This window comes from Microbulbifer agarilyticus S89 (genome assembly GCF_000220505.1).
In the GTDB taxonomy this organism is placed as follows: domain Bacteria; phylum Pseudomonadota; class Gammaproteobacteria; order Pseudomonadales; family Cellvibrionaceae; genus Microbulbifer; species Microbulbifer agarilyticus_B.
The window spans coordinates 188,523-200,222 of the sequence record NZ_AFPJ01000007.1 but is presented as its reverse complement, the minus strand read 5'-3'; the positions used below and the strand labels follow the sequence as shown (position 1 = coordinate 200,222).

The 11,700-nt window shown below is 56.6% G+C and carries 10 protein-coding genes; 9 read left to right on the top strand and 1 reads right to left on the bottom strand.

Annotated elements, in window-relative coordinates:
* The first annotated feature begins 101 nt into the window (after positions 1–101).
* Together lolD and AS89_RS0101705 are read left to right on the top strand one after the other, a co-directional pair.
* A complete protein-coding gene (lolD, locus tag AS89_RS0101710; protein ID WP_010130528.1) occupies positions 102–851 on the top strand; it encodes a lipoprotein-releasing ABC transporter ATP-binding protein LolD in 750 nt (249 codons plus the stop codon).
* 21 nt (positions 852–872) lie between these two features.
* Positions 873–2,141 carry a lipoprotein-releasing ABC transporter permease subunit gene (locus tag AS89_RS0101705; RefSeq protein WP_010130527.1) on the top strand — a complete coding sequence of 423 codons (1,269 nt, stop codon included), beginning with the start codon at positions 873–875 and terminating at the stop codon, positions 2,139–2,141.
* 39 nt (positions 2,142–2,180) lie between these two features.
* Here the strand turns inward: AS89_RS0101705 and AS89_RS0101700 are convergent, their stop codons facing one another.
* A complete protein-coding gene (locus AS89_RS0101700) occupies positions 2,181–2,714 on the bottom strand; it encodes a DUF2062 domain-containing protein (RefSeq protein ID WP_010130526.1) in 534 nt (177 codons plus the stop codon).
* Between the two features lie 437 nt (positions 2,715–3,151).
* Here AS89_RS0101700 and AS89_RS0101695 point away from each other — a divergent pair, with 437 nt between their 5' ends.
* The 7 genes from AS89_RS0101695 to AS89_RS0101665 all read left to right on the top strand — a co-directional run bounded on the left by AS89_RS0101695 (position 3,152) and on the right by AS89_RS0101665 (position 11,585).
* Positions 3,152–3,850 (top strand): GntR family transcriptional regulator, encoded by a 699-nt coding sequence (locus tag AS89_RS0101695; RefSeq protein ID WP_010130525.1) that lies wholly within the window; start codon positions 3,152–3,154, stop codon positions 3,848–3,850.
* A 64-nt stretch (positions 3,851–3,914) separates the two neighbouring features.
* Positions 3,915–4,793 (top strand): methylisocitrate lyase, encoded by an 879-nt coding sequence (gene prpB / locus AS89_RS0101690; RefSeq protein WP_010130524.1) that lies wholly within the window; start codon positions 3,915–3,917, stop codon positions 4,791–4,793.
* Between the two features lie 74 nt (positions 4,794–4,867).
* On the top strand, positions 4,868–5,992 hold the full coding sequence (prpC, locus tag AS89_RS0101685; protein ID WP_010130523.1) for a bifunctional 2-methylcitrate synthase/citrate synthase: 1,125 nt from the start codon (positions 4,868–4,870) through the stop codon (positions 5,990–5,992).
* 240 nt (positions 5,993–6,232) lie between these two features.
* A complete protein-coding gene (gene acnD / locus AS89_RS0101680) occupies positions 6,233–8,899 on the top strand; it encodes a Fe/S-dependent 2-methylisocitrate dehydratase AcnD (RefSeq protein ID WP_202798360.1) in 2,667 nt (888 codons plus the stop codon).
* A complete protein-coding gene (prpF, locus tag AS89_RS0101675; protein WP_010130520.1) occupies positions 8,896–10,104 on the top strand; it encodes a 2-methylaconitate cis-trans isomerase PrpF in 1,209 nt (402 codons plus the stop codon). The genes acnD and prpF overlap by 4 nt, the downstream gene beginning before the upstream one ends.
* 405 nt (positions 10,105–10,509) lie before the next feature.
* On the top strand, positions 10,510–11,049 hold the full coding sequence (locus AS89_RS18060; protein ID WP_158217332.1) for a class I SAM-dependent methyltransferase: 540 nt from the start codon (positions 10,510–10,512) through the stop codon (positions 11,047–11,049).
* Positions 11,050–11,117: 68 nt separating this feature from the next.
* Positions 11,118–11,585 (top strand): GNAT family N-acetyltransferase, encoded by a 468-nt coding sequence (locus AS89_RS0101665; RefSeq protein WP_010130518.1) that lies wholly within the window; start codon positions 11,118–11,120, stop codon positions 11,583–11,585.
* Positions 11,586–11,700 lie beyond the last annotated feature (115 nt).

Here is an 11,700-nt window from a genome sequence, read left to right as displayed (position 1 = left end):
ATAAATCGCTTAAACGATTAATAGCTTGAACGATAAATAGAGTTTTCAGTTTTTCATCCGGCAGATGCACTTTCCGCATTTGCCAAACGGAACCGGTAAAAATGAACAGCCAAGTGGAAATACATCCGGAAGAATCACACCCGCACACCGCTGAAGAAGTGGTGCTGGCCTGCCATCAGCTGAGTAAATCCTACCGCCAGGGCGCCAATGCGCTGGACGTATTGCGCAACGTCGAGTTGCAGGTGCCGAAGGGCGAGCGCCTGGCGATTGTTGGTGCGTCTGGTTCCGGCAAGTCGACGCTGCTCAACTTGCTCGGCGGGCTGGATACACCGACCTCTGGCGAAGTCTGGGTCGGTGGCAAAAACCTGGCCACGCTCAACGCCAATGAGCGCGGCTGGCTGCGCAATACCAGCCTGGGTTTTGTGTACCAGTTCCACCACCTGCTAAACGAATTCAACGCGCTGGAAAATGTCGCCATGCCCTTGCTGATTGGCAAGCAGTCGGTGAGCGAGGCGCGCGCGGCAGCAACCGAAATGCTCGAGGCCGTCGGTTTGGGCGAGCGCCTCACACACAAACCCGCGCAGCTGTCGGGTGGTGAACGCCAGCGTGTGGCCATCGCTCGTGCCTTGGTTGCCCGCCCGGCTTGTGTGCTGATGGATGAGCCGACCGGCAACCTGGACCGCGCGACCGCGCAGGAAATTCATAAGCTAATGGACCGCCTCAACGACGAGATGGGTATCAGCTTCGTGATCGTCACTCACGACCCAGATCTCGCCGGCGCGCTCGACCGTTGCCTGCATTTGATTGACGGGCAACTGGTGGAAGGCTGGCAACAGGGCGACCACGTTTAACGCGGCGGCTTAGGAATCACTATGTTTAAACCTTTACCCGCGTTTATTGGCCTGCGTTACGCCGGCGCCCAGCGCAGCGACGAAGACTCCGCCGGGCTGGTGTCATTTATTTCCGGCCTGTCGATGATCGGCCTGATCCTCGGCGTGGCGCTGATGGTTATTGTGATGTCGGTTATGAACGGGTTTGATCGCGAGTTGCGCGAGCGGATTCTCGGCATCATGCCGCACGCCACCGTGTACAACGCCAGCCCCGATATCGACTGGACCGCAATGCGCGACGAGATTGCCGCTGCTCCGGGCGTCACCGCCGCTGCCGAAGTGTGGCAGGTCAATGGGCTTGCCAAAAACGGTTTGGACGTGACGCCATTGCTGGTGCAGGGCGTGAACCCGGAAACCATCGTGAACGTTTCCACCATTGGCGACTTTCTACAGCCCGGTAGCTTCGCGGCGCTCACCAGTGATCCTGTCGAGGCGGGAATTATTCTCGGCAAGGGCATTGCCGACAAACTCAAGATCAACGTCGGCGAACAGCTCTCTGTCATCGTGCCACAGAGCGGTAGCAGCATCGGGGGAGGGCGCAGTGCCGCCCAGCTTGCCGGCTTTAAAGTGGTGGACATATTCCATTCCGGAACCGCACTCGACCACTCGTTGGCGATTGTCGATTGGGAACAGGCCAAAGCGCTAGCGGGTGGCGCTGGTGGAGCGGGTGTGCAGATGCGTGTTGAGGATATGCTCGGCTCGTTCGCCGTGTTCCAGCAGTTGCTGCGACAGCTGCCCGCAGAGGGTTACTACGGCAACGACTGGACCGGCACCCACGGTAATTTGTATCAGGCCATTCAGATGTCGCGTAATCTGGTGAGCCTGCTGGTCTTTCTGATTATCGCGATTGCGGCTTTCAACGTGGTTTCCACGCTGGTGATGGTGGTGATCGACAAGCACGGCGACATTGCCATTCTGCGCACCATGGGTGCGAGCACCCGTGAAATTCTGCTCACGTTTGTCAGCCAGGGCGCACTGGTGGGGCTTATTGGGGTCTTGGTGGGAGGCGCGCTGGGTGTGCTTGGCTCGCTGGTGGTCACCGATGCGGTGGCCGGCCTGGAATCGCTATTCGGTATACAGTTCCTGAAATCCGACGTCTACCCGGTGGATTACCTGCCGTCTGAATTGCAGTGGGGGGATGTGGCGCTGGTGGTAGGGGCAGGGTTCCTACTCAGCCTGATCGCAACCTTGTACCCGGCATACCAGGCGAGCAAGGTGCAGCCAGCGGCTGCGCTGCGGCAGGATTTCTAGCCCGCCGCGCTATCTTTCGTGTCGTTGTTTTCCATTGGCTCAGCTGTTTCCCAGCTGGGCCTTGCGCTGTGCCAGTCGTGTTTTCCAGCGCTTCACTACCTGCCAGCGCCAGATTGCCTGCATAACGAAGTAGGCGATGGTGGCAAAGAAAATTCCGCTAATTAGTGAGCCGAAAAACAGCGGCAGCCAGATCTTCCCCACTTCTTCCGTAAGCCACTCCCATGACAGCTCGATCTCGAACTGCACCGGTGGCGTGCCGAGTATCCAGGCGCCCAGTTTGTAGGTGCTGTAGAAAATCGCCGGCATGGTGACCGGGTTGCTAATCCACACCAGAGCCATGGAAAGCGGCAGGTTGCAGCGGAACCAGAGTGCCAGTAGTGCGGCAATAATCATCTGGCCCGGTAGTGGGAGAAAGGCGGTGAAAATGCCCACGGCAAAAGCAACAGAAACCGAGTGGCGATTCAGGTGGAACAGGTTCGGATCGTGCAGCAGAGTGCCGAGAAACTTCAGGCCATTATTGGAGCGGACTTGTTCGGGAGTTGGCAGCCAGCGCCTGATAACACTTTTAGGCATAGATGTTGTTCTGCTCGGAGCTCTCGAATTCGGGGCAGTTTACCGGCCGGGTAAACTGCTTTACGGAATTTCATCAATATTGTTTATAGCCGACACACTAAGAATAGATTGGCCTGTGGGGATTTCTTCGAACCCGTACCAAGTCGGTGCGGCGCTATTATGCCCATATCGCTATTTCAAGACTACTATTCCGGCCACGTACACTCATAACTAAGCGATGTTCGGCCCAGTTCGACCGGGCTCCGTCCTTATTCAACCAGCTGTGCTCCTTCCGGCTCCGGTTGACCGATTGGTCATACATCCCTTGGTATGTGTTGACATAATTTACCCTTGACGGCAAAAACGTGGCCAAATATCCTTCTTCGCACTAAAAAGTGTCGACAATCCTGGTTGGGAGCCTTGCCGGCACCGATCAAATGGGAAGGTTGGGTTAGAAAATGGCCAGTACGGACCAGCTGACAAAAGCGGGTGAACAAGCGTTAACGGGCACGCAGAGCCTGGCCGACCGCCTGTTCCTATCCCTGCGCAAAGACATTGTCGAAGGGCGTATGGCCGCGGGTAGCAAAATCAGCGAGCCGGAACTGGCGCGCCGTTTTGACGCCAGCCGCGGTAGCCTGCGTGAAGCGCTGATGCGGCTGGATTCCCTGGGGCTGATTGAGCGCCGGGTGAATGTGGGTGCCCGCGTCGTCGCGTTGAGTGATCGAGGCCTGCTCGAACTCTACGATGTGCGCGAAGCATTGGAAGGCATGGCCTGTCGCTTGGCGGCAGAGAACCGCACGGATGCCGACATCGCCGAACTCCGCCAGATGCTGGCACGCCACGAGCAGCAGGAAGAGCTGCAGGCCGGTACCGCCTACTACCAGCCGGAAGGGGACTTCGATTTCCACTTCCGCATCGTGCAGGCCTCCAACAACGAACTCCTGATCGACACCCTGTGCAACAAGCTCTACTACCGCGTGCGCATGTATCGCTACCAGCTGGGTATGGCCAGCCCACGCGCGCACCGCGCCTTCCGCGAGCACAGCCACATTATTGAAGCCATCGAGGCCGGCGACGGCGAACTGGCAGAAATCCTGATGCGCCGGCATATCCGCGCATCCCGCAGCAATATCGCAAAGAAACTATCTAGCAGCTAGCTAACACCTAGCCAACTCGTAACTAACATCGAATCTTGAGAGAAAAGAGAATAGGGGCAACATAATGAGCAGACCTGAATCCGCCGGCGCACGTTTCCGCCAGGCCCTGAACGACAATCAGCCACTGCAGGTTGTCGGCACTATTAATGCCTACACCGCCATCATGGCTGAGCGTATCGGCCACCAGGCTATTTACCTGTCTGGTGCCGGTGTGGCCAATGCTTCCTACGGCTTGCCGGACCTGGGGATGACCAGCCTGGAGAACGTACTGGAAGACGTACGCCGCATCACCGCGGCCACCCATCTGCCACTGCTGGTGGACATCGACACCGGCTGGGGTGGCGCATTCAACATCGCGCGCACCATCAAAGAAATGATCCGCGCCGGTGCCGCCGCCGTTCACATTGAAGACCAGGTAGCGCAGAAGCGTTGCGGTCACCGCCCCAACAAAGAAATCGTATCCAAAGAAGAGATGGTCGACCGCATCAAGGCTGCCGTAGACGCACGCACCGACGATGATTTCTTCATCATGGCGCGTACCGATTCGTTCGCGCAGGAAGGCCTCGAAGCCGCCATCGACCGCGCCCAGGCGTGCATCGAAGCCGGTGCCGACGGCATCTTCGCCGAAGCGGTAACTGAACTGGAACACTACCGCGCGTTCAAAGATGCGCTAAACGTACCGATTCTTGCAAACATCACCGAGTTCGGTAAAACCAAGTTGTATAACAAACAGGAGCTGGGTGAGTCCGGCGCCGACATGGTGCTGTACCCGCTGTCTGCCTTCCGCGCCATGAACAAGGCGGCTGAAAATGTGTACAGCAGTATTCTGGCGAAAGGCGACCAGCAGGCCGTGGTCGACACCATGCAGACCCGCGCAGAACTGTACGACTACCTGAACTACCACGAGTTTGAAGACAAGCTCGACGCGCTTTTCAAGAAGTAAGCACGCAACAAGCAACAACGACGTAACCCAAATTTCATCTAACCGAATAATCAGGAAAACTAGGGGAAATAGAGATGGCAGAGAAAAAAGTTGGCGGAGCAGGCCTGCGTGGTCAGGTAGCCGGTAAAACTGCACTTTCCACCGTTGGTGTATCCGGTTCTGGCCTCACATACTGTGGCTACGATGTAAAAGACCTGGCAGAAAACTGCGAGTTCGAAGAAGTCGCCTATCTGATTTTTAATGGCGAACTGCCCACCAGTGCGCAGCTGGCAGACTACAAAGGCGTACTCAAAACCATGCGCGGCCTGCCACAGGCACTGCGCGAAGTGCTCGAGCGCATTCCGGCAGACGCCCACCCGATGGACGTCATGCGTACCGGTTGCTCCATGTTGGGTAACCTCGAAGGCGAAGAGTCCTTCGACCAGCAACAAGACCGCGCCAACCGCCTGCTGGCCGCGTTCCCGTCCATTATTTGCTACTGGTACCGCTTCAGCCACGACGGCGTGCGCATCGAAACCGAAACCGACGACGACTCCATCGGCGGCCACTTCCTGCACATGCTGCGCGGCGAAAAGCCCAACGACCTGCACGCTCAGGTGATGAACGTATCCCTGATCCTGTACGCGGAGCACGAATTCAACGCGTCCACCTTCACCGCGCGTGTGTGTGCTTCTACCTTGTCCGACCTGTTCAGCTGCATCACCGGCGCCATCGGCTCCCTGCGTGGCCCGTTGCACGGCGGTGCCAACGAAGCGGCTATGGAACTGATCGAGCGTTTCTCTTCTGCCGATGAAGCAGAAAAAGAACTGCTGGGAATGCTCGAGCGCAAAGAAAAGATCATGGGCTTCGGCCACGCGGTATACACCGAATCCGACCCGCGTAACGGCATCATCAAGCTGTGGTCTGAAAAACTCGCCGCCGACGTGGGCGACGACGTACTGTACCCGGTATCCGTACGCTGCGAAGAAGTCATGTGGCGCGAGAAGAAGCTGTTCTGTAACGCCGACTTCTTCCACGCTTCCGCGTATCACTTCATGGGTATTCCCACCAAGCTGTTTACCCCGATCTTCGTAATGTCCCGCGTAACCGGCTGGGCCGCGCACGTATTTGAACAGCGCGCCGACAACCGCATCATCCGCCCAAGCGCGGAATACACCGGCCCAGGGCTGCGTAAAGTTACTCCGATCGCTGAGCGCTAAGGAACCATTGAATAACTACTGCGCGGGCGCCTGGCGGCGTCCGGCTGTGCTCGGAATGCTCACGTACTGCAAGTACGCTCCGCTTCCTCCGCGCAGGCGGCCACCACCATCCACCCGCTCGCTACGTTATTCAGAGGCTCCTACAAAATATGATGCGAAGGCACTGATGTCGGGTATCCCTCTACTGGACTGTCTGCGAGAGGGATCTCGCAGCCAAGCCCCCAGGGATGGGTATTCGGCGTGTCCAGTAGAGGGATACCCGACAGCAGTGCCGCCACCCAACGACTCGAACGCGTGACCTTCCAGATGAATACCGAATTCCGCAAAAACCTCCCCGGCACAGACCTAGATTATTTCGACACCCGTGAAGCCGTGGAAAACATCCAGCCGGGCAGCTACGCAAAACTGCCGTATACCTCCCGTATCCTGGCTGAAAACCTCGTCCGCCGCTGTGAGCCAGAAAACCTCACCGCCGCCCTCAAGCAGATTATCGAACGCAAGCGCGACCTCGACTTCCCCTGGTTCCCCGCGCGCGTCGTCTGCCACGATATCCTCGGCCAAACCGCACTGGTGGACCTCGCCGGCCTGCGCGACGCCATTGCAGAGAAGGGCGGGGACCCCGCCAAAGTAAACCCGGTGGTACCCACCCAGCTGATCGTCGACCACTCCCTGGCCGTCGAACACCCGGGTTTTGAAAAGAACGCGTTTGAAAAAAACCGCGAAGTTGAAGAGCGTCGTAACGAAGACCGCTTCCACTTCATTAACTGGACCAAAACCGCGTTCGAAAACGTCGACGTCATTCCGCCCGGCAACGGCATCATGCACCAGATCAACCTGGAGAAAATGTCTCCAGTGGTGCAGGTTCGTAACGGCGTCGCCTTCCCGGATACCTGTGTCGGTACCGACAGCCACACCCCAATGGTCGACGCCCTCGGCGTAATCTCCGTAGGCGTGGGTGGCCTCGAAGCCGAAAGCGTGATGCTCGGCCGCGCATCCTACATGCGCCTGCCAGACATCGTCGGCGTAGAGCTGACCGGCAAACTGCAACCCGGCATTACTGGCACCGACATGGTACTGGCTCTGACCGAATTCCTGCGCCGCGAGCGCGTGGTCGGTGCCTATCTCGAATTCTACGGCGAAGGCGCCTCCAGCCTGAGCCTTGGCGACCGCGCCACCATCGCCAACATGACACCGGAATACGGTGCCACCGCAGGTATGTTTGCCATCGATGAACAAACCATCGACTACCTCAAGCTCACCGGCCGCGACGACGAGCAGGTAGCCCTGGTAGAAAAATTCGCAAAAGAAACCGGCCTCTGGGCAGATACCCTCAAAGATGCCGAATACGAACGCGTACTCAAATTCGATCTCTCCTCCGTAGGCCGCAACCTGGCAGGCCCTTCCAACCCGCACGCACTGCTGCCCGTATCCGAACTGGGTAACCGTGGCATCGCCAAAGAATGGGAAGAGAAAGAAGGTGAAATGCCCAATGGTGCCGTCATCATCGCCGCCATCACCAGCTGTACCAACACCAGTAACCCGCGCAACATGATTGCCGCAGGCCTGATCGCGCGTAACGCCAACAAACTCGGCCTTACCCGCAAGCCCTGGGTAAAAACCTCCCTCGCGCCCGGTTCCAAAACCGTAAAAATGTATCTGGAAGAAGCCGACCTGTTGCCAGAACTGCAACAGCAGGGCTTTGATGTGGTCGCCTTTGCCTGTACCACCTGTAACGGCATGAGCGGCGCACTGGACCCGAAAATCCAGAAAGAAGTGATCGACCGCGACCTCTACGCCACCGCCGTACTGTCCGGCAACCGCAACTTCGATGGCCGTATCCATCCCTACGCCAAGCAGGCATTCCTGGCCTCACCACCGCTGGTCGTAGCCTATGCCATCGCCGGTACCATTCGCTTCGATATCGAAAAGGATGTACTGGGCCACGATAAAGACGGCAACCCCATTACCTTGAAAGATATCTGGCCGAGCGACGAAGAGATCGACGCAATCGTTAAGCAGAGCGTGAAGCCCGAACAATTCCGCGAAGTCTACATCCCGATGTTTGATTTGAATAAAGCGGAAGCAGAGAAGGGTGATCCCCTGTACAACTGGCGCGCCATGAGCACCTACATCCGCCGCCCGCCATACTGGGAAGGCGCGCTGGCCGGCGAGCGTACCCTCAAGGGCATGCGCCCGCTGGCGGTACTCGGTGACAACATCACCACCGACCACCTGTCGCCGTCCAACGCCATTCTCGCCAGCAGTGCCGCCGGTGAGTACCTGGCAAAAATGGGCCTGCCGGAAGAAGACTTCAACTCCTACGCAACGCACCGCGGCGACCACCTCACCGCCCAGCGCGCCACCTTCGCCAACCCTAAACTGTTGAACGAAATGGTGCGCAACGAAAACGGTGAAGTGAAGCAGGGCTCGCTGGCCCGCGTAGAGCCAGAAGGCAAAGAAACCCGCATGTGGGAAGCCATCGAAACCTATATGGACCGCAAGCAGCCGCTGATCATTATTGCCGGTGCCGACTACGGCCAGGGTTCCTCTCGCGACTGGGCCGCAAAAGGCGTGCGCCTCGCGGGTGTAGAAGCGATTGTGGCCGAAGGCTTCGAGCGCATTCACCGCACCAACCTCATCGGTATGGGCGTATTGCCGCTGGAATTCCTCCCCGGCACCACCCGCGAAACCCTGGGCATCGACGGAACCGAGACCTTCGACGTAGCCGGTGAACGCACCCCGGGTGCCACACTGACCCTGCGCGTACACCGCAAAGGCGGTGAAACCGTAGAAGTGCCGGTGAAATGCCGTCTGGATACCGCCGAAGAAGTTTCCATCTACGACGCCGGCGGCGTACTGCAGCGCTTTGCCAACGACTTCCTCGAAGCCGAGGGCGCCGCGCAATGAACAGCCCTGAGCCCAAAAAGAGTGCCCCTCAGATAAAAGTGCCAGCCACCTATATGCGTGGCGGCACCAGCAAGGGCGTATTCTTCCGCCTGCAGGACCTGCCCGAAGTGGCGCAGGCCCCAGGCCCCGCGCGCGACAAACTGCTGCTGCGGGTAATCGGCAGCCCCGACCCGTATGGCAAACACACCGACGGCATGGGCGGTGCCACCTCCAGCACCAGTAAAACCGTGATCCTGGCCAAAAGCACTCAGCCCGAGCACGACGTGGATTACCTGTTCGGCCAGGTCTCCATCGACAAGCCCTTCGTGGACTGGTCCGGCAACTGCGGCAACCTCACCGCCGCCGTCGGTGCCTTCGCCATCAATAGCGGCTTTGTCGATGCCGAGCGCATCCCGCAAAACGGTATTTGCACCGTGCGCATCTGGCAGGCCAACATCAAAAAAACCATCATCGCCCACGTACCCATTACCAATGGGGAAGTGCAGGAGACCGGTGATTTTGAACTGGACGGGGTTACCTTCCCAGCGGCCGAAGTCGAAATCGAATTTATGGACCCCGCGGATGGCGCAGGGACAATGTTCCCAACCGGCAACCTGGTAGACGACCTGCAAGTGCCAACAGACGTAGTTGCAGGCGGCAAGCTCAAAGCCACCATGATCAACGCCGGCATTCCCACCATCTTCGTCAACGCCGCGGATATCGGCTACACCGGCACCGAACTGCAGGAAGCCATCAACGGTGACGAAAAGGCGCTGGCCCGCTTCGAAACCCTGCGCGCCTATGGTGCAAAGGCCATGGGCCTGATCGAAAACCTCGAAGAAGCCGCCGCCCGCCAACATACCCCCAAGATCGCGTTTGTGGCACCGCCCAAAGACTACATCGCATCCAGCGGCAAAGAAGTGGCCGCAGCAGATATCGATCTGCTGGTGCGTGCACTATCCATGGGCAAACTGCACCACGCCATGATGGGTACCGCTGCTGTTGCCATTGGGACTGCGGCTGCCATTCCCGGTACGCTAGTCAATCTGGCTGCTGGGGGAGGGGAGCGCAATGCGGTCACCTTTGGCCATCCGTCCGGCACCTTGCGGGTCGGTGCGGAAGCTGAAGTGGTCAACGGGCAGTGGACTGCTACCAAGGCCATTATGAGCCGCAGTGCGCGGATTCTTATGGAAGGGTGGGTGCGGGTGCCGGCGGATATTTTCTGAATTGAAAATCGCCCAATCTATTTCGCGATAAGCTTTCGCTTATCGTTTTTTCGGGGGGCTCATGCCCCCGGATCTCCCCTTGAACTCTCAGTACGACTTTTGTGCTCAAAGAATAGCCAAAAAACACATCACACTTGCAAGATCGCGAGACCCGTCGTCTATTCACTGAGTGACTGCCCCAGGTCATTGACTTTAATAGAGGGCGCAATATGATCAAGAAATACCAGTCAGAGCGATAAATGTCGACCCATCGCGCTTTCAAGTTCAAATGATGGTTCGCTGATATTCCAACCTTTTGAAAATCCTGAGAATTCTTTATTTGGGGTAACGACGCGATTCTTGTACATGCGATACCTGGATATATTGACGCGTCTGTTGAATAAACTGTTATTCACTGAATGTAGTATGAAATCTGATTACAAGTGGCTGGAAAGCTGGGTAAAAGAGATAGAGGGCAAGTCAGTTCTAGAGCTTGGTGCAGGTGCCGGTATAGATACACAAATTCTTAGATCTATCGCGAGTAGTCTGATAGCGACCGATTTGGTGCGAAATGATCTGTTAAACATTGAAGAGCTAGATCACAGCGAGCGCCTGCCATTTGAGTCGAATAGTTTTGACGTGGTCGTAGCAAGTCTTTGCTTGCATTACTTTGATTGGAGCAAAACCGAAGAGGTTGTATCGGAGATATATAGGGTCTTAACGCCTGGCGGCATTTTAATTGGTCGAGTAAATTCGAAAAAGGATACCAACTACGGAGCAACTGGTTACCCTGAAATTGATTCCAATTTGTTTATTGTAAATAATCAAGCTAAGCGATTCTTTGACAAGACTGACTTATGTAGACTATTCAGCAAGAAATGGGATTTCACATACTTCGGGGAGAAAACGATAGACCGCTATAATATGCCCAAAACTATTTTGGAGTTCCGCGCCACCCGCGCATAACAAGCGCAAGCAAAATTCTCCAGCCCTTCGGGTCTCCGCGGGGCGCTAGTCTTTAATAGGAAAATCTAGTGATTTCGAGAACAGTAGAAGAGCACCAAGAGGCTTTGCTCACGATAATCAAAAACAGCGGCCAATTTGACGAAGAAGGCTTGGCTCATGTCAAAACTACCCTTGATGCATATTTTGAAAATCCTGCGGAAGCAATCTGGCTCACAGCAATAGACGACGTTCCTGTGGGGGTTGCTTACTGTGCGCCAGAACCAGTCACCTCAGGGACATGGAATTTACTCATGTTGTGGATGAAAGATGGCTATGAAGGCTGTGGTTTCGGTAAAGAGCTCGTTTCGCATGTTGAAAAGGAAATTAAAAGCCGTCACGCACGGTTGTTAATCGTAGAAACTTCACAGCTCCCAGGGTTTTCGGGCGCACGAGCATTCTATGAAAAATGTGGATTCAATCTTGAGGCAGAGGTCAAAGATTTCTTCGCCGCTGGCGATAACAAGCTTATTTACACTAAGGCAGTCCAGCAGAACTAATAATCAGCGGCAGAGCGACAGCCAACGCTGCGCACCTTTTACGCTACTACTGGCGCTCAAGCGCAAAAATAAACGCGCTCCGCGTTGACTGCGTTGGGCACTGAATGTACTTGGT